This window comes from Streptomyces sp. PL-29 (genome assembly GCF_058344425.1).
Map to the genome: position 1 here is coordinate 2,608,536 of NZ_CP136996.1, position 20,335 is coordinate 2,628,870.

The following is a 20,335-nucleotide window of genomic DNA, read 5'->3' on the forward strand; positions in this document are numbered from 1 at the left end:
GGGCGCTTGTCACACCTTCAGGTACTTGCGCAGAGCGATGAAGGCGGCCATGGAGGGCATCAGGAGGCCGATGAAGAGCACGTACGGAAGCTTGGCCAGCACCGATCCCCAGCCCATGAAGTCGATGAGCTGGATCTTGTCCCGCAGGCCGACACCGTGGTCGATCACGAAGTACTGGCCGGAGACGAGCATGACGCAGGCGAAGAAGGCGCCGATGAGCCCGGCGACGGCGGCCTCCATGATGAAGGGGACCTGGATGTAGAAGCTGGAGGCGCCGACCAGGCGCATGATCCCGGTCTCCCGCCGGCGGCTGAACGCCGAGACGCGCACGGTGTTGACGATCAGCAGCAGCGCCACGATCAGCATGATCGCCATGATGCCGATGGCCGCCATGTTGAGGTAGTTGAGGATCCTGAAGAGGTCGTCGATCGCCTGGCGCTGGTCGTCGACGGTGTGGATGCCGTCACGGCCCGCGAAGGCGGAGGTGACCACCTTGTACTTCTCCGGGTTCTTGAGCTTGACCCGGAAGGACTCCTGCATCTGGTCGGGGGTGATGGAGGAGGCCAGAGCCGTGTGCCCGTACTGCTCCTGGTAGTGCTTGTACGCCTCGTCGGCCGACTCGTAGGTCACCGACTTGACCAGGGACATCGCCTTGAGCTCGGACTCGATCTGCTTCTTCTGCTCGTCGGTCACGGCGCCCTTGCGGCAGGTCGCCACGCCCCCGGCGCTGTTGGCGGCGGCCTCTCCGGCCTCCTGGGCGTCCTGCTTGTTGCAGAGGTAGATCGAGACGTTGGCCTTGTCGTACCAGTAGCCCTTCATCCTGCCCACCTGCTCGCTCATGAGCAGGGAGCCGCCGAACAGGGCCAGCGACAGGGCCACGGAGATGATGACCGCGAAGGTCATGGTGAGATTGCGGCGGAGGCCGACGCCGATCTCGGACATGACGAACTGGGCGCGCATGACTCTGGGGGCCTTTCAGTGCTGGTAGCCGTAGACGCCGCGCGACTGGTCGCGCACGAGTCGGCCCTGTTCGAGTTCGATGACGCGCTTGCGCATCTGGTCGACGATCTGCTGGTCGTGCGTCGCCATGATCACGGTCGTGCCGGTCCGGTTGATCCGGTCCAGCAGCTTCATGATCCCGACAGAGGTCTGGGGGTCGAGGTTGCCGGTGGGCTCATCCGCGATCAGCAGCGCCGGACGGTTGACGAAAGCGCGGGCGATGGCCACGCGCTGCTGCTCGCCGCCGGACAGCTCGCCGGGCATGCGCTCCTCCTTGCCGCCCAGGCCGACCAGTTCGAGGACCTGCGGGACGGCCTTGCGGATCTCGCCCCGGGGCTTGCCGATGACCTCCTGCGCGAAGGCCACGTTCTCGGCCACCGTCTTGTTGGGCAGCAGGCGGAAGTCCTGGAAGACGGTCCCCAGCTGGCGCCGCATCTGCGGGACCTTCCAGTTGGAGAGCTTGGCGAGGTCCTTGCCCAGGACGTGCACCTGGCCGTGGCTCGCCCGCTCCTCGCGCAGGATGAGCCGGAGGAACGTCGACTTGCCGGAGCCGGACGAACCGACCAGGAAGACGAACTCGCCCTTCGCGATGTCGAGGGAGACTTCTCTGAGTGCGGGACGGCTCTGCTTCGGGTAGGACTTGGAGACGCTGTCGAATCGGATCACGGGTGCACCACGGTCGCCGGGGGTAGGTGAGCGTGACCCTACGCGAACGGGCGCGAGGTGGGGACCCGGCATCCGGAGTTGTCCGCTTTATCCCTCGGTCCTGGAGGGTCCGGACCGCGATTGCCCGGACGGGCCGCGCCGAATGTCGGCAAAGCTGGCACAGTGGTAGGGGGAACGGTCCGGTTCCCCGCGCCGTTATAGGCAAGAAGGATGACCGAGGGGACGAGAGGAGGAGCGCATGACATATGACCGGCTCGTGTGCGCGAACTGCGCCGCACCCGTCAGCCAGGGCCGCTGCCCGGTGTGCCGGGCGAACCGGGAGCGCCTCCAGCAGGAGGGCCCCTTCTCCGGCCTGAACCCCGTGGCGCTCATCGCGCTCATGGTGGTCCTCGTGGCAGCTCTGGTGCTGGTGGCCCAGCAGACCGCCTAGGAGGCGCCGCCGGGCGGGTCGGCGCCGGTGCTCGTCGGTGCCCGCGCCGCGTACCGATCACATGCGGCGGAAGGGCCCGGACAACCTGTGGTGTCCGGGCCCTTCCCGTGTTCCGTGCGCGCGGCATGCGCGGTGCGCGCCTTACGCGGTCTGCTCCTGCTGCTTGCGCCAGCGGATGCCCGCCTCCAGGAAGCCGTCGATCTCGCCGTCGAGGACCGCCTGCGGGTTGCCGACCTCGAACTCGGTGCGCAGGTCCTTGACCATCTGATAGGGGTGCAGGACGTAGGAGCGCATCTGGTTGCCCCAGGAGCTGCCGCCGTCCTTGAGGGCGTCCATCTTGGCCTGCTCCTCCTGGCGGCGCCGCTCCAGCAGCTTGGCCTGGAGGACGTTCATGGCGCTGGCCTTGTTCTGGATCTGCGAGCGCTCGTTCTGGCAGGAGACGACGATGCCGGTCGGGATGTGCGTGATGCGCACGGCCGAGTCGGTGGTGTTGACGCCCTGTCCGCCGGGGCCGGAGGCGCGGTAGACGTCCACGCGCAGCTCGGACTCGTCGATCTCGACGTGGTCGCTGGTCTCGACGACCGGGAGCACCTCGACGCCCGCGAAGGAGGTCTGGCGGCGGCCCTGGTTGTCGAAGGGGGAGATGCGCACCAGGCGGTGGGTGCCCTGCTCCACGGAGAGGGTGCCGTAGGCGTAGGGGGCCTTGACGACGAAGGTGGTCGACTTGATGCCGGCCTCTTCGGCGTACGAGGTCTCGTAGATCTCGGTGGAGTAGCCGTGGCGCTCGGCCCAGCGCAGGTACATGCGCTGGAGGCGCTCGGCGAAGTCGGAGGCGTCGACGCCGCCGGCCTCGGCACGGATGTTGACCAGGGCCTCGCGCTCGGCGTACTCGCCGGAGAGCAGGGTCCGGACCTCCATCTCGTCCAGCGCCTTGCGGACGGACACCAGCTCGGCCTCGGCCTCGGCGAGGGTGTCCGCGTCGTCCATCTCCTGGGCGAGCTCGAACAGCACCCCGAGGTCGTCGATGCGCCCGCGCAGGGTCTCGGTCTTCCGGACCTCGGCCTGGAGGTGCGAAAGCTTGCTCGTGATCTTCTGGGCGGCTTCCGGGTCGTCCCACAGGGACGGCGCGGCGGCCTGCTCCTCGAGCACGGCGATATCTGCCCTCAGCTTGTCGAGGTCCAGGACGGCCTCGATCGACCCCATGGTCGAGGAGAGGGACTTCAGCTCTTCGGAAACATCGACGACTGCCACGGGTCCAGCCTAGCCGGTCCGCGGGCGAGCCCGTCCGGGCAGGCCGGATCACCCGTTCTGATGAAGGCTCGCGCGGGCGTACGCTCACCGTATGACCGTTCTCCTCGTCAAGCGCCGCCATGTGGACTACATGCGCGTCACGACGGCGAGCTGTCAGCCGCCGGACCGAACCCAAGCCTGATCCGCCCCGATCCGACTTGGTCCTGTACGCGGTCCGAGCGGTCGCCGGCACCATCCCCGCCGACGGCCCCGCCCCACCCGCTGCCCCGCCACCTCTGGGGAACAGGACCCCGTGACATCCGAAACGGAGCCGTCATGCCGTCCGTGCACTCCCTCCCCGTCCTGGACCTCTCCCAGGCCGACGACCCGGCCCTGCGGGCCGCATTCCTGAAGAAGCTGCACGCAGCAGCCAGGGACACCGGTTTCCTGCACCTGACCGGGCACGGCGTGACCGCCGCCGAGAGTGCCCGCATCCTGGAGGTCACCCGGACCTTCTTCGCCCTTCCGGAGGCCGACCGGCTCGCGGTGAGCAATCTGAATTCCCCGCACTTCCGCGGGTACACCCGGATCGGGCACGAGCTGACCGGCGGGGCCTCCGACTGGCGCGACCAGCTGGACGTGGGCGCCGAGCGGCCCGCGCCGGCGGTGGGCCCGGACGACCCGCCGTACCTGTGGCTGGAGGGCCCGAACCAGTGGCCGGCGGCCCTCCCCGAGCTCCGCACGGTGGTCCTGGACTGGCAGACGCGCCTGGCGGCGGTGGCGCACCGCCTGCTCCAGGAACTCCTGGTCTCCATCGGCGCCCCGGCCGACTTCTTCGACGAGGCCTTCGCCGACCGCCCCCACCTGCACACCAAGCTGATCCGCTACCCCGGGTCCGCCCCCTCCGGCGCCGACCAGGGGGTCGGCGCGCACAAGGACTACGGCTTCCTCACCCTCCTGCTCCAGGACTCCGTGGGCGGCCTCCAGGTGGTCCGGGACGGCGGCTACGTGGACGTGCCGCCGATGCCGGGGGCCTTCGTGGTGAACCTGGGCGAGCTGCTGGAGATCGCGACCGAGGGCTACCTGACGGCGACCGACCACCGGGTGGTCAGCCCGCCGGGTGCGGTGGAGCGGTTCTCGGTGCCGTTCTTCTACAATCCGCGGCTGGACGCGGTGGTGGAGACCGTGCCGGGCGACTACCTGCGCGCGGCCCCCGGGGTCGCGCACGACGCGTCCAACCCGCTGCACGCCGAGTACGGCCGCAACGAACTGAAGGGCTGGGTCCGCGCTCACCCGGCCGTCGCCCGGCGCTGGCACCCCGAGCTGGTGGCCGCCTGAGCCGCGCCTGCGCCCCGTACCGGCGCGTGCCGGGGCCGGACCTTCGCGGGGAGGTCCGGCGTTCAAGGCCCGGGGGCGCGGCGGAGCCCGGAGTGGGCCCTGCCTCCGGGCGGAGCCCCGCAGGGGCGCCGCCCCGGCGTCACGGCACCCGCGGAACGGACTGCTTGTTGTCCTGGCGGGGCTGCGGCTCATCGCCCCCGGAGAAGGCCAGCCAGCCTCCCAGACCGAGGGCCGCGGCCAGGGCCACCGCGACCGCGGACAGGGTCAGCCGCCGCTTGCGCGCGGCCTCGGCCCGGTGCCGGGCCGAGCCGGGCCGGTGCCCGCCGGCCGGGCGCGGCACCCGGGCGGTGCCCAGCGCCCCGCCGGCCAGCTCGTCCGGTCCCGGAACCCGCATCGAGGTGTGGGTGTCCCGGTTGGAGTCGGTGGCCGACCCCGGCACCAGCGGGACCACGCCGCGCCGCCGCACCGGGTCGGTGGAGGGCTCCTCCGGCACCGCCGGCTCCGGCTCCGCGTCGTCCGGCTCGTCCACGTCGAGCGGCGGCATTCCGGCCAGCATCGGCAGCAGGTCACGCAGCCGGGCCGACAGCTCCGAGGCCCGCAGGCGCGAGGCCGGGGCCTTGGCCAGGCACTGCACGACCAGCTGCCACAGCTCGTCGGGGATGCCCGGGAGCGGGACGACGGTCTCCGTCACGTGCCGGCGCAGTACCGCGCCCGGGTGGCCGCCGCCGAAGGGTGTGAACCCGGCCAGCAGCTCGTACAGGACGGTGGCCAGGGCGTATATGTCCACGGCCGCGCGCGGGGGCAGGCCCTCCACGATCTCCGGGGCGAGGTAGTCCGGAGTGCCGATGATGCGGGTCGCCGGGGCGTTGGACCTGCCCGCTGCGGCCCGCCGGGGGGAGTCGATCAGCTTCGCGACGCCGAAGTCGGTCAGCAGGGCGGGGTGCGAGCCACCGGGGCCGAGCGCGCCCTGCATGTCGAGCAGGACGTTCTCCGGCTTGACGTCGCGGTGGACGACTCCCGCCGCGTGCGCCGCGGCCAGCGCGTCGGCCACGTCGGCGACGATCGCCACGGCCGCCTCGGGGGCCAGCCTGCGCTCGCGGTCGAGCCGCGTGCGCAGGTCCGTGCCGCGTACGAGGTCCATGACGAGGGCGAGGTCGTTGCCGTCCACGACGAGGTCGCGGACGGAGACGACGTGCGGATGCTCCAGGCCGAGCAGGGCGCTGCGCTCCTGGACGAAGCGTCCGACCAGTTCCTGGTCGGACGCGAGGTCCTCGCGCAGGAGTTTGACGGCGACGGGGCCGTCGGGCCCCTCGCCCAGCCACACCGTGCCCGCGCTGCCGCGCCCCAGGATCTGGTGCGCCGTGTACCGGCTGCCGATTTTCCGTGCCACGACTGCTCCCTCAGTGGCTGGCGTACGCCCCAAAGCTACGCGGCCCGGCGGGCTTCGAAGGCCAGCAGGGGGCCCGATTCGCGACGACCTTCACATCTGGGGGCGAAATCACGCCCTGGATGTCGACAAATCCACGAGGTCGCCGCCGGGGCCCCGCCTCAGGGGCTGCCGGAGCCGGAGGAACCCGACGAGCCCGCCGCGTCACCGATGCCGGCGACCCAGTCCACGACGTCGGTGCCCCAGGTCCACACCTGGTCCCACCATCCCCGGCCGGTGCCGACCCACTCCTGGAGCGGGGTCAGCTCCCAGACCAGCCAGCCCGCCACGAAGAACACCAGGATCAGCACCAGGCAGCCCTTGAGGCAGCCGAGGCCGGGGATGCGCACCGGGTTGGCGCTGCGGCGGCGCGGCTCGCGCGGCTCCCGGGGGGCCGGGGGCTGCGGCGGGGCCTGCTGGGGCTGCTGCGGCTGCCGGTACTGCGGCTGCTGCGGGGGCTGCTGGTACTGCTGGGGCTGACGCTGCTGCGGCTGGTAGTGCTGCGGCGGCGGGGGCGGCGGCGCGTACTGCTGCTGTGGAGGCTGCTGCGGCTGGCGGTATTGGGGCTGCTGCGGCTGCTGATACTGCTGTTGCTGCTGCGGCGGGCCCTGCCGGTACTGCGGCGGCTGCTGGGGTCGGTGCGGCGGGGGCGCCTGGCGCTGCGGGCGGCGGCGCAGCGGGTCGTCCTGGGGGTCGAGGTACTGCATCTGCGTCTGCTCGTTGCGGTCCCGGGCGGCCCGCATCTGCGACTGCCACGGGTGCGGCGCGTCGGGCTGCTGCACTGGTGGCATGACCGAGGTCGGGTCGGCGCCGGGGCCGGCCGTCTGCCCCGGCCCCCCGGGCCGGGGAGCCCCGGTGGGCAGCACCGAGGTGGCGTCGGCGGCGCCGACCGGCGGCAGGACGCCGGTCATGGCCTCCGGGTCGTACGCGCCCGCCGGGGAGGCCGCCCCGGACGGCAGCACCTGGGTGGGGTCCGCGGCGCCCGGGGTCTCGGGGACCGGGGCCGGCGAGGGGTCGGGCGCGAGCAGGGCTCCCACCCCGAGCGCGGCCTCCACCTCGGCAGCCGTGGAGTGCACGCCGATACCGGCGGCGACCACGCGCAGGCCGCGGGCCAGGCTCGCGGCGCTGGGGCGCTCGTTCGGCTCCTTGCGCAGGCAGCGCTCGATGACCGTCCACAGCGGCTCGGGCACGGTCGAGGGGCGCTGCGGCTCCTCGCTGAGGTGGCGGTGGAGCACTTCGAGCGCGGTGCCCCCGGCGAACGGCGGGCGGCCGGTGAGCAGCTCGTAGAGGAGGATGCCGGCGCCGTAGACATCGACGGCGGAGGTCTGCGGGCGGCCCTCGGCGGACTCGGGGGCGACGTAGGCCGGGGTACCGACGAACTCGTGCGTACGGGTCAGTCCCGGGGAATCCGCGAGCCGGGCGATGCCGAAGTCGGTGAGCATCGGCCGCATCTGCCCGCCGCGCTCGTCGAGCAGCACGTTGGCGGGCTTGAGGTCGCGGTGCACCACGCCGTCGGTGTGGCTGGCGGCGAGCGCGTCGGCGATCTGGGCGGTCAGCAGGCTCGCGGCGACGGACGTGAAGGGGCCGTTCTCGCGCAGGTACCGGTGCAGGTCCGGGCCGTCGATCAGGTCCATGACCAGGGCGAGGAGGTCGCCCTCGACCACGAGGTCGCGGGTGCGGACGATGTTGGGGTGGGTCAGGCGCAGCAGGACGGAGCGCTCCCGCAGGAAGCGCATGACGATGTCGGCGTCCTGGGCCAGCTCCTCCTTGAGGACCTTGATGGCCACGGTCTCACCGGGCTGTCCCGCGACCGCCGCCTCCGCGCCGGCGGCCTCCCTCTGGCGGGCACGCCAGACAGTGCCCGTGGCGCCGCGCCCGAGCGGCTCCTCGAGCAGGTACTTGCTGCCGACTGGCCGCACGTCTCGCGCTCCCCTGCTGTCGTCTGCTGTGGTCGATCCGTCGAATGGTTTTCCGGCCCACTCTAGGGGGTGTCCCCCCGGAAGACGCCGGTCCCCGGAGGTTGGTTGCCGCACATATGTACGGAGGGTGACGTTTTCGGGGTATGCCGGAGGCGATTTTCCCCTCTTTCACCCGCTCGTGGTTCGGATTCGGCCGGACCACGGTCCGACCCGCGACAGATCAAGATCATTTATTGCCGGGTGCCGGGCGTGTTGTCCGCGACAGGTGCGAGGATGCACCCGTACGGACGGCACGGGACGGGAGCCCCGCCTTCCGGGCAGACCTGACCGGACGACGCGTCCGTGCCGGGCGGGGGGCGATCGGCACGCGTGTCGCGGGTCCCCTGCCGGGCGCACACACCGGCGCACCGCGCAGAAGGGACCGCTGACGGCGATGCAGATCCGGCTGACCGTCCTCGGGTCGCGCAGCGGCCACCAGACCGCGACCGCCCCCGCGAGCTGTGACGTGCTCGTCACCGCGCCCGCCGGCACCGCGCTGGCCGCGGTCGCCTCCGGGCTCGCGGCCACCGTCGGCGGCCCCGACACCGGGGGCACGGTCGTGCTGTACGCGGGCTCCGAGCGCCTCGACCTCCAGCGGCGGGTGCTGGGCCAGCCGCCGCTGGTGGACGGCGCGGTGCTGGCAGTGAACGCGCCGATGCCGGACGTACTGCCCGAGGACGGCCTCGGCACACCCCAGCTGCACGTCGTGGCCGGACCCGACGCGGGCGGCGTGCACCTGCTGCACGGCGGGCAGATCCGCGTCGGACGGTCCGCCGACGCCGACGTTCCGCTGGACGACCCCGACGTGTCCCGGATGCACTGCGCGGTGACGGTGATCGGCGGCGGCCGGGTCGCCGTGGCCGACCTCGGCTCCACCAACGGCACCGCCGTCGACGGCTCCCCGGTCGGGCTCCAGCCGGTCGCCCTGCCCCCCGGAGCCCTGCTGCGGGTCGGCGAGTCCACCCTGCGGCTGGCGCCCGCGAGCGCGCCCGCGCTGGCGGTGACCCCCGACCAGGAAGGCCACCTGTCGCTCGCGGCCCCCGCGAGCTCCGGCGGCTCCGAGGGCCCCACGGGCGCCTTCCCCGACGCCCCCGGGAGCGCGGCGGGCGCCCGCGGCCCGGCCGGGCCGGAGGAGTACGACCCGCACGGGCCGCGCGGCCTGCACGCCCCGGCCACCGCCCCCCGTACGACACCGGGCGCCTCCGGGACCGCCCCGGAGACCACCGGGCCGTACGGACCGACCGGCGCGGCCGGCGCCGCCCGTCCGGACACGCCCGCCTCCCCCGGAGGCCCCGGCGCGGCCGGTCCGGACGGGGCCCGGCCCGGATCCGGCCGCCGCCGGGGCCTCGGCGCGTGGGCCCGCCGGTGGGTGCGCGGGGAGGACATCGCGGAGGACATCGCGGAGGCGGTCGTCGCAGCCGCCGCGCCGCACCCCGACGACCCGGCCGCGCTGCTGCTGGCCGCGATGGGGCCCACCGGGCGCCTGTGGTCGCGTACGTCCGGGCGGGCCGGTGGCTCCGCGCTGCTGGAGGTCGGGCTCGGCGCCGGGAACCGGCTGTCGCTGCCCGCCGTCGGCGCCCTCGGCCTGGCGGGCCCGCGGGCCCGGCTGTCCGGGGCCGCCCGCTGGGTGGTCGCACAGCTCGCGGGACTGCACGCACCGGGGCAGCTGGAGATCGTGCTGGTCTGCGCCGACCGGGTCCGCCCGCTCGCCGACCGGCGGCGCGACTGGGGCTGGCTGGGCTGGCTGCCCCACGTACGGCCCGCGCACGGCCAGGACTGCCGCCTGCTCCTCGCGTACGACCGCGACCAGGCCGCCGCCCGCACGGCGGAGCTGACCCGGCGGCTCGACGACGGTCCGCTCGGCGCGCACTGGGCGAGTACCTCTCCCGAGCAGGTCCGGGAGGCGGCCGACGCCTACGCGGGTCCGTACACGCTCCTCGTCCTCGACGGCGACCCCGGCACCGGCGCGCTGCGCGACATCACCGGCCGGCTCGCCTCGCACGGCCCGGCCGCCGGGATCCACGTGCTGGTGCTCGCCGAGGCTCCGGCCGCCACCCCCGCCTCGCCGGTCCACGACACCTACGAGGCCGCCTGCGCGGCCACCCCCGCGTTCCGGGACTGCGGCGCGGTCGCCCTGCTCAGCGGGGACGTGGCCACGGCCGTGCAGACCTTCGCGGTCCGGGGCGGCCATCCCGTTCCGTCCGGCAGCACGGCCGTCTCCGACGCCGTCTCCACCGCCTGGGCCGAGCGGTTCGCCCGGGCCCTGGCCCCCCTGCGGCCCACCGACGGCGGGGCCTGCGGACCGGGCCGTCCCACGGCCGCGACGCTGCCCGCCACGGCCCGGCTGCTGGACGAGCTGGGACTGGCCCGGGCCACCCCGGCCTCCCTGATGGCCCGCTGGGCGGCCGCCACCGACCAGGGCCAGGGCCAGGGCGGCCTCGCCGAGATCGTGCTCGGCAGCGGGCGGCGCGGCCCCGTCGGCACCGAGCTGGTCCACGACGGCCCGCACCTGATCGTGGAGGGGCCCGCCGGGAGCGGGCGGACCGAGCTCCTGCGGTCGGTGGCCGCGTCACTGGCCGCGGGCGCCCGCCCGGACCGGCTCGGGCTGGTCCTCCTCGACGGGGCGGGCGGCGAGCGCGGCGACGGGCTGCTGCCCTGCACCGAACTCCCGCACGTCTCCGCGCACCTGGTCGCCTCCGATCCGCTGCGCATGCGGGAGTTCGCCCAGGCACTGGGCGCGGAGCTCAAGCGGCGGGCCGAGCTGCTGGACGGCGTCCCCTTCGCCGAATGGCACGCGCAGCGCGAGGTGTCGGGCCGGATGGTCGCGCCCCGCCGGCCCGCCCCGGGCGAGGTCCGCGGCGACGACGGCTCCGCACCCGCCTCGCCGGGCCCCGGCGAGGCGGTACGGACGGGGACGCTCCGGCTGCGCGCCGCGGCGACCCGTACGGAACCGGTCGGGCCGAGCCCGCTGCCCCGCCTGGTGGTGCTGGTCGACGACCTCGACGCGCTGGTCGCGCCCGGGCTGGGCAGTGCCGGCCGGCCCGCCGCCGGCTCGGTGGTGCGGGCGCTGGAGGCGGTGGCCCGTGACGGTGCCCGGCTCGGCGTGCACCTGGTCGCGAGCACCTCCCGACCGGACCGCACGGCCGACACCGGCCCGGCCCGGACGGCGGCCCTGCGGGTGGAGCTCGAAGGCCCGGACCAGCCGGGGCCCGGCCGCGGCGTGCTGCGCTTCGCGGACGGCCGCACGGTCCCCTTCCAGGCAGGCCGGGTCACCGGGCGGATCCCCCGGACGGCGACCCTGCGACCGACGGTGGTGCCGGTGGAGTGGGAGCGGATGGGCGATCCGCCGGCCCGCCGGCCGGTGCGCGAACTGGGCAACGGCCCGACCGACCTCGCGCTGCTGGCCAGCGCCCTGGACCGAGCCGCGCACCTGGTCTCGGCGATACCCGTGCTGTTCCCTCCGGCGCCCCAGGACGCCTCGTAGCGGCGCCTCCCGGTGGCACTTCCCGCTGGCACCTCCCGGCGCCATGGACCTTCGCGGCCACCGCACCGTCCGGGACACCCCTGGGCCTCTCCTGCGGTTCGCGTCGGCGGGGCCCGCAGCGCCCGGTGCCGGGCGGCACGGCCGGCGTCGCCCGAACATGACGGCCCCGGCCGCGCGGCCGTCCCGGTGAGGCGGTATTGCGGGGTCGAGCGGGTCGGCGTAGACCTTGTGGTCCGGGACACACCACGGGCATCGGGGGCAGAACCATGCGCGAGCACGGAACGGGCCGTACGCATCTCAGGTGGGCGGTGCTGGCCGCGGCGGGCGCGCTCGCGCTGACCGCGTGCGGCAGCGACGCGGAGCGGGAATCCCCGGCGCCGCAGGGCGCCACGGCCTCGCCCGGAGTGGAGTTACCCCGGCTGGACGGCGAGGAACTCCAGGTCGCGGCGGTCTGGACGGGGCCCGAGCAGGAGAACTTCACCAAGGTCCTGAAGGAGTTCGAGAAGCGGACGGGGGCGTCGGTCACCTTCGTCCCGGCCCAGGACCCGATCGTCACCTTCCTCGGCACCAAGATCGCCGGCGGGGCTCCACCGGACGTCGCGCTGCTGCCGCAGGTCGGGGCCCTGGTCTCGGCGGTGCAGAACAAGTGGGCGCAGCCGGTGGGCCCGGAGGCGCAGGCGCAGCTCGACAAGAACTACTCGGCGGGCTGGAAGTCCCTGGGCGCGGTCGACGGCACCCAGTACGGCGTCTACTACAAGGCTGCCAACAAGTCGCTGATCTGGTATAACGCGAAGGCCTTCGAGGCGGCGGGCGTGAAGCCGCCGACGACCTGGAAGGAACTGATCACCGCGGCGGACACCCTGTCGGCGTCGGGCACCCCGGCGGTCTCGGTCGCAGGAGCGGACGGCTGGACCCTCACGGACTGGTTCGAGAACATCTACCTCTCGCAGGCCGGCCCGGAGAAGTACGACCAGCTGGCCGCGCACCGGATCAAGTGGACCGACGACAGCGTCCAGCAGGCCCTGACCACGCTCGGTGAGTTGTTCGGACGCAAGGACTTTCTGGCGGGCGGCACGAGCGGGGCACTGGCCACCGAGTTCCCGAAGTCGGTGACGCAGACCTTCACGGGCGGCGACCGGCCGGCGGCCGCGATGGTCTTCGAGGGCGACTTCGTGGCGGTCAACATCGGACAGACCGAGGCGAAGATCGGCGAGGACGCCCTGGTCTTCCCCTTCCCGGCGGTCGGCGCGAAGGCCCCCGTGGTCTCGGGCGGTGACGTCGCCGTCGCGCTGAAGCCGTCGAAGGGCGCGCAGGCGCTGCTGACGTTCCTGGCGTCGGCGGACGCGGCGCAGATCCAGGCCCGTGAGGGCGGTTTCATCTCCCCGAACAAGGCGGTCGACCCGGCGGCGTACCCGGACGACATCCAGCGGGGCATCGCCAAGGCGCTGATCGCGGCGGGCGACGACTTCCGTTTCGACATGTCGGACCAGGCGCCGTCGGCGTTCGGCGGGACGCCGGGCGCGGGCGAGTGGAAGGCACTCCAGGACTTCCTGGCGAACCCGTCGGACGTGGCGGGCACCCAGGCGAAACTGGAGGCGGACGCGGCCAAGGCCTACGGGAACTGATCCCGTGACGGCCCCCGCCGCGCACGGTCTGTCCACCGAGGCACGGCGCCGCCGCCTGGTGGCGGCGGCGTTCCTCCTGCCGGCCCTGGTCCTGCTCGGCGCACTCGTCGTGCAGCCCATCGGCTTCTCGCTCTACCGCAGCTTCTTCGACCGGTCCGGCGAGGTGTTCGTCGGGGGCGACAACTACCGGGAGATCCTCACCGACGACGCCATTCGCACCGCCCTGAAGAACACGGCGGTGTGGGTGGTGCTCGCACCGGCCACGGCCACCGCCCTCGGGCTGATCTTCGCAGTGCTCACCGAACGGGTGCGCTGGGGCACGGCATTCAAGCTGCTGGTGTTCATGCCGATGGCGATCTCGATGCTGGCGGCGGGCATCATCTTCCGGCTCGTCTACGACCACGATCCCGACCGGGGCGCCGCCAACGCGGTCTGGGTCGGTGTCCACGACACCTTCGTACAGTCCTCGGCCTTCCCCAAGGCCCGGCCGGGCCGTGACTCGCCGCTGGCGGACGCGGGCGGGGGTGCCTTCGTGACCCGCGAGCCGGTGCGCGCGGGGAGCCCGGTGCTGCTGCCGCTGGTGGGCGTGGCCCCGGAGGCGCTGCCCGAGGGGACCCGTACGGCGGCCGCCCCGGCCGCGGCGGCGGGGAAGGTCACCGGCACCGTCTGGCAGGACTTCACCCGGGGCGGGGGCGGCGCGACGAACGTGATCGACCCGAACGAGCAGGGCTTCTCCGGGATGCGGGTCGAGGCGGTCAAGGACGGCCGGGTGGTCGATTCCGCCACGGCCCGCGCCGACGGCACCTTCACCCTGTCGGCGAAGGCCGACGGGGCACTGCTGCGGCTGCCCGCGGCCAACTTCCGGGAGGCGTACGGCGGCGTGGAGTGGCTCGGCCCGACGCTGGTCACCCCGGCGGTCATCGGCGCCTACGTGTGGATGTGGGCCGGCTTCGCGATGGTGCTGATCGGGGCCGGGCTGGCCGCCGTACCGCGTGAACTGCTGGAGGCGGCGCGGGTGGACGGGGCGAACGAGTGGCAGGTGTTCCGGCGGATCACCGTCCCGCTGCTGGCGCCGCTCCTGGCGGTCGTGCTCGTCACGCTCGTCATCAACGTCATGAAGATCTTCGACCTGGTCTTCGTGATCGCGCCGGGGGCGGTCCAGGACGACGCGAACGTCCTCGCGCTCCAGCTGTACCGGACCTCCTTCGGCACCGATGCCGATCCGGGTCTGGGCAGCGCCATCGCCGTGCTGCTGCTGGTGCTGGTGATCCCGGTGATGCTCGTGAACATCCGCCGCCTGCGCAAGGAGGGGGCCCGATGACCCGTACCGAGACCGACACCGACACCGACACCGGCACCGGCACGGCAGCCGGAACCCGCACCGGCGCCGGCGCGGCGCCGGCCTCGCGTTCGGCGCCGTGGGCCGGGCGGGCCGCCGGCCTGCTGGCCGGCGGGGCCGTGCGCGTCTTCCTGGTCGTGGCGGCGCTGTTCTGGCTGCTTCCCACCCTGGGGCTGCTCGTCTCCTCCCTGGTCGCCCCGGCCGATCTGAACGACGGCGGCTGGTGGCAGGTCTTCAGCGCGCCGTCGCAACTGACCGCTGGGAACTACGAGCGGCTGCTGGCCAACGAGACGATCACCTCCTCGCTGCTGAACACGTTCGCGATCGCGGTGCCGGCCACCCTGCTCGTGCTGGTCCTCGGCGCGTTCGCCGGATACGCCTTCGCCTGGCTGGAGTTCCCCGGACGGGACTGGCTCTTCCTCCTCGTCGTCGGACTGCTCGTCGTCCCCGTGCAGGTGGCGCTGATCCCGGTGTCGGAACTGTTCGGAACCATCGGGCTGTTCGAGACCACGGCGGGCGTGGTGCTCTTCCACACCGCGTTCGGGCTGCCCTTCGCCGTGTTCCTGCTGCGCAACTTCTTCGCGGAGATCCCGCGCGAATTGCTGGAGGCCGCCCGCCTCGACGGCGCCGGTGAACTGCGGCTGTTCACACGGGTGGTGCTGCCGCTGGGCGGCCCGGCCATCGCCTCGCTCGGCATCTTCCAGTTCCTGTGGGTGTGGAACGACATGCTGGTGGCGCTGGTCTTCGCCGACTCGGCCAACCCGCCGATCACGGTCGCCCTCCAGCAGCAGGTACGGCAGTTCGGGAACAACATCGACGTGCTGGCGCCCGGAGCGTTCCTGTCGATGGTGGTGCCGCTCGTCGTCTTCTTCGCCTTCCAGCGGCAGTTCGTCACGGGGGTGATGGCCGGCGCGGTCAAGTAACCCCGCCCCGACTCCCGTGCGACGTCGACGCTCCGTAACCCGAATGCCACACACCGCGTAACCCGAACGCCACGCCGGGGGTTCCTGGGCGAAATGCCCGCGCCGACCCCTGGATGTGCCGTGCCCCGGTTCAGCGTCATCGTGCCCGCGTACAAGGTGCAGGCCTACCTCCAGGAGTGTCTGGACTCGGTCCTGACCCAGTCGTACCCGGACCTGGAACTGATCGCCGTCGACGACGCCTCCCCCGACGCCTGTGGTGCGCTCATCGACGAGTACGCGGCCCGCGACCCCCGGGTGACCGCGGTGCACCTGGCCCACAACCTGGGGCTGGGCCCGGCGCGGAACGCCGGGCTGGCCCGGGCCGCCGGCGACTACGTGATCTTCCTCGACGGCGACGACACCCTCGCCCCGGGCGCCCTGCAGGCCGTCACCGACCGGCTGAAGGCCACCGGCTCCCCCGACGTCCTCGTCTACGACTACGCACGCGCCTACTGGTCCGGGGAACTGGTGCGCAACCGGCTCTCGCACCGGCTGTCCGAGGAGGGGCCGGCCAGCTTCCGGCTCGCCGACCGCCCCGCTCTGCTCGCCATGCTGATGGTGGTGTGGAACAAGGCGTACCGCCGCGAGTACGTCGAGCGCGAGGGCCTCGCATTCCCTCCGGGGCTCTACGAGGACGCCCCCTGGACCTATCCGGCGCTGCTGGCCGCGGAATCCGTCGCCGTCCTCGACCGGGTCTGCGTCCACTACCGTCAGCGGCGCACCGGATCGATCCTGACCACCCGCACCCCCCGCCACCTGGAGATCTTCGACCAGTACGACCAGGTCTTCGGCTACCTCGCCGGCCGGCCCGAGCTGGAGCGGTGGCGCTCCACCCTGCACCGCCGGATGGCCGAGCACTTCTGCGCCGTCCACTCCGACCCGCGTCGTCTCCCGCGCTCCGTCCGGGCCGAGTTCTTCCGCCGCGCCTCCGCCCTGCTGCGCCGCTACCGCGCCCCGGGCGACCGGAGTTCGCCGCCGCTGTCCCTGTCACGCACCGACCGGATCCGGCACGCCCTGATGCTGCTGGGCGCCCGGCGGAGCTACCGGCTGCTGTCGGTGCTGCGCTCGGCGGGGCTGGCGCTGGGCCGAGCCGCCTCGACGCTGGGGCGGGGCCTCGGGGAGTCCGCGCTGCGGCTGCACTACCGGATCCAGCGGCTGCTGCCACTGCGCCCGGAGCTCGCCGTCTTCTCCGCCTACTGGTACGGCGGTTACGCCTGCAACCCGGCGGCGATCGAGGCCAAGCTGCGCGAACTGGCGCCCCGGATGCGGACGGCGTGGATCTGCGACCCGGTACACGCCGCGACGCTCCCGCGGGAGACGGTGGCGCTGCGGCCGGGTTCGGCGGCGTACTGGAGCGCCCTGGCCCGGGCCGGATACCTGGTCTCGAACGTCGCCTTCGACCGTGCACTGGTCAAGCGGCCCGGCCAGGTCCTGCTCCAGACACAGCACGGCACCCCGCTCAAGCGGGTCGGCCTCGACCTCCAGGACCGGCCCGCGGCCGCCCCGACCACGGACTTCGCGGGCCTGCTGCGCGGCGCGGACCAGTGGGACTACCTGCTCTCCTCGAACCGGCACTCCACGCTGGTCTGGGAGAAGGCCGTCCCGTCCTCGTACACGACCCTCGAATACGGCTATCCGCGCAACGACCTCTTCCACCGGGCGAGCCGGACGGAGGTCCTGGAGCTGCGCGAACGCCTGGGGATCCCGGCGGGCTCGACGGCCATCCTGTATGCGCCCACCCACCGCGACTACCGCCGCAGCCGGCCGGACCACCTGGACTTCGAACGGCTCCTGCGCGAGCTGGGCCCGCGCTTCACGGTGCTGGTCCGCACCCACCTGACGTACGCGGACGCCGACCACCCGTGGGAGCCCCATCCGCGCCTCGTGGACGTCTCCTCCCACCCGTCGGTGGAAGAGCTGTGCCTGGCCTCCGACGCGCTGGTCACCGACTACTCGTCCCTGATGTTCGACTACGCGGTGCTGGACCGGCCCATCGTGATCCACGCGGACGACTGGGAGGCGTACGAGGCCGCCCGGGGCACCTACTTCGACCTGCGGTCGGCCCCGCCGGGGGCGATCGCCCGCACCCAGGACGAGCTGGTGGACATCTTCACCACGGGCCACTGGCAGGGCTCGCGCTCCGCCCAGCTGCGCTCGGCCTTCCGCGCGCGCTTCTGCTCCTACGACGACGGTCACGCGGCGGAGCGGGTGGTCCGCCGGGTCTTCCTGGGCCAGCCGACCCCGTCCCCGGCGGTCACCCCCTTCCCGGACCGCCACCCGGCCCCACCGGCCCCGGCCCCCACCGCCCCGGAGCTGGCGCTGTCCCCCGTCTGGCCGTAGGGCCCGCGGACCGCCCCGGGCGGCTACCCGCGAGCGAAGAAGCCCCCCGACGACGTGCCGCCCGGCGACGTCAGGCCGGGCCCGCGGCCGACCTCAGGCCCGCCACGACCTGGTCGGCCAGGGCATCCAGGTGGGCGGGGGTCACCGTGTCGCGGACGACGACCTGACGCCAGTAGAGCGGGCCGATCAGCAGGTCGAGGGCGTGGTCGGGGCTGATCTCCGCCGGGAGTTCACCGCGGGCGACGGCGTCCGAGACGATGCCCTGCGCCATGCGGTGCTGGCCGTCCAGGAGGGCTCCCCGGACCGCGTCCGCGATCTCCGGGTTGCGGGAGGCCTCGACCAGCAGGTCGGGGATCACCGCCGAGGCCACGGGGTGCCGTAGTACGTGTGACATGACTTCCAGCAGGGCGCGTACGTCCCCGTGGAGCGAGCCGGTCGCCGGCACCGGCAGGCCGTCCACCGCGAAGGCCCCGACCAGGTCCAGCACCAGGTGCAGCTTGGACTTCCACCGCCGGTACACGGCCGTCTTGCCGACCCCGGCCCGCCGGGCGATGCCCTCGATGGACATCCGGGCGAACCCGACCGCGGCCAGCTCCTCCAGCACCGCGTTGCGGATCGCCTCGGTTACGTCCTCGCGCAGGACGGCGGCACCGGCGGGGGCGCGGCGGGCGGAGGCGGCGGAGGCGGAGGGGTCCATGGTCATGCACAGAGCATAGCCGCGCCCCGTCACGACGATACGGTTGCGTTCCATCGATCAACGCCCTAACCTCGCCGTAGCGACGATACGGACCCGTCCCGACCAACGTCGAAAGCGAACCTGTGACCACCGCGACCGCATCCAAGAACGCGCCCGCCGCCTCCGCGGAACGCGCACGGCTGGCCGCCGCACACGGCCTCACGCTCAGCGGCGCCCGCCCCACGCTCCCCCGCTACATCGCGCAGCTCTGGCAGCGCCGCCACTTCGTGAGTGCCTACGCGACCGCCCGCATGCAGGCCACGTACAGCACGGCGAGGCTCGGCCAGGTCTGGCACCTGGTGACCCCGCTGCTCAACGCCGCGGTCTACTACTTCATCTTCGGCCTCGTCCTGAAGGCCAGCCACGGGGTGCCGGACTACGTCCCGTTCCTGATCACCGGGATCTTCGTCTGGGACTTCATCAGCAGCTCCGTGAACGCCGGCACCCGCGCCGTCCACAGCAACCTCGGTCTGGTCCGCGCCCTGCACTTCCCGCGTGCGAGCCTGCCGATCTCCACCGTCGTACAGCTCTTCCAGCAGCTGCTCGTCTCCATAGCCGCCCTGGTCGTCCTGCTGCTGGCCTTCGGCCAGCGGCCCGGCCCGGCCTGGCTCCTGGCCCTGCCGGCGCTCCTGCTCACCGCCGTCTTCGCCGCCGGCTGCGCCATGGTCATGGCCCGCATCGGCAGCAGGAGCCCCGACGTCAGCCAGCTGATGCCGTTCGCCCTGCGTACGTGGATGTACACCTCGGGCGTCATGTGGTCCATCGACCAGGTGCTCAAGGCGGACGACCTGCCCCACTGGGTGCTGGTGGCGCTGAAGGCCAACCCGCCGGCCGTCTACATCGACCTGATGCGCTTCGCGCTGATCGACAGCTTCCCCGCGCACGCGCTCCCGCACCACGTGTGGCTTCTGGCCGCCGGCTGGGCGCTGCTGGCGGGCGTCGGCGGGTTCATCTACTTCTGGAAGGCCGAGGAGGCGTACGGACGTGGCTGAGACGAAGACCGGCACCCGGGTGCCCACCGTGATCGCGGACGGGGTCCACGTCATCTACAAGGTCCACGGCGCCGGCGCCCGCAAGGGCGCTGCCACGGCGGCGCTGAGCCGGATCTTCACCCGCGGCCCCGCCCCCGGGATGCGCGAGGTGCACGCGGTCAAGGGCGTCTCCTTCACCGCCTACGAGGGCGAGGCCATCGGCCTCATCGGGTCCAACGGCTCGGGCAAGTCCACCCTCCTCAAGGCCGTCGCCGGCCTCCAACCGGTGGCCCGCGGCCGGATCTACTCGCGCGGCCAGCCGTCCCTGCTCGGTGTGAACGCCGCCCTGATGAACGACCTGACCGGCGAACGCAACGTCATGCTGGGCGGCCTCGCGATGGGCATGACAAGGCAGCAGATCCACGAGCGGTACGCGGGGATCGTCGACTTCTCCGGCATCAACGAGAAGGACGACTTCATCTCCCTGCCGATGCGGACGTACTCCTCCGGCATGGGCGCCCGGCTGCGCTTCTCCATCGCCGCCGCCAAGGACCACGACGTCCTGATGATCGACGAGGCGCTGGCCACCGGTGACGCCGCCTTCCAGCGGCGCAGTCAGGCCCGCATCGAGGAACTCCGCGCGCGCGCCGGCACCGTCTTCCTGGTCAGCCACGCCGTCAACACGGTCCGCGAGACCTGCGACCGCGCGATCTGGCTGGACTCGGGCGTCCTGCGGATGGACGGTCCGGCGGATCAGGTCTGCGCCGCCTACGAGAAGTCCAGCCGCTCCGGCGCCTGAGGCGCCGCCCTGCGCCACCGCGGACGCGAACG

15 protein-coding genes are annotated in these 20,335 nt (G+C 73.2%); 9 read left to right on the top strand and 6 right to left on the bottom strand.

The genetic code is table 11. The features are described from left to right. Nucleotides 1-9 precede the first annotated feature (9 nt). Together ftsX and ftsE are read right to left on the bottom strand one after the other, a co-directional pair. Nucleotides 10-960, bottom strand: coding sequence for a permease-like cell division protein FtsX (ftsX, locus tag R4Z63_RS11945; protein ID WP_037923256.1), 951 nt, complete (start codon nt 958-960; stop codon nt 10-12). Between the two features lie 15 nt (nt 961-975). Beyond that, nucleotides 976-1,665, bottom strand: a complete 690-nt coding sequence (ftsE, locus tag R4Z63_RS11950; RefSeq protein ID WP_030011324.1) for a cell division ATP-binding protein FtsE — start codon at nt 1,663-1,665, stop codon at nt 976-978. Nucleotides 1,666-1,903: 238 nt separating this feature from the next. Between ftsE and R4Z63_RS11955 the strand changes: the two genes are divergently transcribed. Beyond that, nucleotides 1,904-2,095, top strand: coding sequence for a hypothetical protein (locus R4Z63_RS11955; RefSeq protein WP_037923252.1), 192 nt, complete (start codon nt 1,904-1,906; stop codon nt 2,093-2,095). Nucleotides 2,096-2,236: 141 nt separating this feature from the next. Here R4Z63_RS11955 and prfB read toward each other — a convergent pair whose 3' ends face one another. Then, the gene (prfB, locus tag R4Z63_RS11960; protein ID WP_037923250.1) at nt 2,237-3,346 is read right to left on the bottom strand and encodes a peptide chain release factor 2; all 1,110 of its coding nucleotides are present in this window, start codon (nt 3,344-3,346) and stop codon (nt 2,237-2,239) included. A 315-nt stretch (nt 3,347-3,661) separates the two neighbouring features. Here prfB and R4Z63_RS11965 point away from each other — a divergent pair, with 315 nt between their 5' ends. Next, on the top strand, nt 3,662-4,663 hold the full coding sequence (locus R4Z63_RS11965) for an isopenicillin N synthase family dioxygenase (RefSeq protein WP_384446205.1): 1,002 nt from the start codon (nt 3,662-3,664) through the stop codon (nt 4,661-4,663). A gap of 139 nt (nt 4,664-4,802) precedes the next feature. Here the strand turns inward: R4Z63_RS11965 and R4Z63_RS11970 are convergent, their stop codons facing one another. Together R4Z63_RS11970 and R4Z63_RS11975 are read right to left on the bottom strand one after the other, a co-directional pair. Continuing rightward, complete coding sequence (locus R4Z63_RS11970) at nt 4,803-6,053, bottom strand: serine/threonine-protein kinase (RefSeq protein WP_037923245.1); 1,251 nt, start codon at nt 6,051-6,053, stop codon at nt 4,803-4,805. 158 nt (nt 6,054-6,211) lie between these two features. Next, nucleotides 6,212-8,008 carry a serine/threonine-protein kinase gene (locus tag R4Z63_RS11975; protein WP_384446207.1) on the bottom strand — a complete coding sequence of 599 codons (1,797 nt, stop codon included), beginning with the start codon at nt 8,006-8,008 and terminating at the stop codon, nt 6,212-6,214. Nucleotides 8,009-8,441: 433 nt separating this feature from the next. Here R4Z63_RS11975 and R4Z63_RS11980 point away from each other — a divergent pair, with 433 nt between their 5' ends. The 5 genes from R4Z63_RS11980 to R4Z63_RS12000 all read left to right on the top strand — a co-directional run bounded on the left by R4Z63_RS11980 (nt 8,442) and on the right by R4Z63_RS12000 (nt 17,797). After that, nucleotides 8,442-11,531: an FHA domain-containing protein gene (locus tag R4Z63_RS11980; protein WP_384446209.1), complete on the top strand. Its 3,090-nt coding sequence runs from the start codon at nt 8,442-8,444 to the stop codon at nt 11,529-11,531. A gap of 266 nt (nt 11,532-11,797) precedes the next feature. Then, on the top strand, nt 11,798-13,156 hold the full coding sequence (locus R4Z63_RS11985) for an ABC transporter substrate-binding protein (RefSeq protein WP_384446211.1): 1,359 nt from the start codon (nt 11,798-11,800) through the stop codon (nt 13,154-13,156). Between the two features lie 4 nt (nt 13,157-13,160). Then, nucleotides 13,161-14,477, top strand: coding sequence for a carbohydrate ABC transporter permease (locus tag R4Z63_RS11990; RefSeq protein ID WP_384446213.1), 1,317 nt, complete (start codon nt 13,161-13,163; stop codon nt 14,475-14,477). Then, complete coding sequence (locus R4Z63_RS11995; RefSeq protein ID WP_384446215.1) at nt 14,474-15,418, top strand: carbohydrate ABC transporter permease; 945 nt, start codon at nt 14,474-14,476, stop codon at nt 15,416-15,418. The genes R4Z63_RS11990 and R4Z63_RS11995 overlap by 4 nt, the downstream gene beginning before the upstream one ends. Before the next feature lie 120 nt (nt 15,419-15,538). Then, the gene (locus R4Z63_RS12000) at nt 15,539-17,797 is read left to right on the top strand and encodes a bifunctional glycosyltransferase/CDP-glycerol:glycerophosphate glycerophosphotransferase (protein WP_384446217.1); all 2,259 of its coding nucleotides are present in this window, start codon (nt 15,539-15,541) and stop codon (nt 17,795-17,797) included. A 70-nt stretch (nt 17,798-17,867) separates the two neighbouring features. Here R4Z63_RS12000 and R4Z63_RS12005 read toward each other — a convergent pair whose 3' ends face one another. Further along, nucleotides 17,868-18,500: a TetR/AcrR family transcriptional regulator gene (locus R4Z63_RS12005; protein ID WP_037924223.1), complete on the bottom strand. Its 633-nt coding sequence runs from the start codon at nt 18,498-18,500 to the stop codon at nt 17,868-17,870. Nucleotides 18,501-18,616: 116 nt separating this feature from the next. Here R4Z63_RS12005 and R4Z63_RS12010 point away from each other — a divergent pair, with 116 nt between their 5' ends. Then, on the top strand, nt 18,617-19,525 hold the full coding sequence (locus R4Z63_RS12010) for an ABC transporter permease (RefSeq protein ID WP_384446219.1): 909 nt from the start codon (nt 18,617-18,619) through the stop codon (nt 19,523-19,525). Next, nucleotides 19,518-20,303: an ABC transporter ATP-binding protein gene (locus R4Z63_RS12015; protein ID WP_384446221.1), complete on the top strand. Its 786-nt coding sequence runs from the start codon at nt 19,518-19,520 to the stop codon at nt 20,301-20,303. The genes R4Z63_RS12010 and R4Z63_RS12015 overlap by 8 nt, the downstream gene beginning before the upstream one ends. Nucleotides 20,304-20,335: the final 32 nt, after the last annotated feature.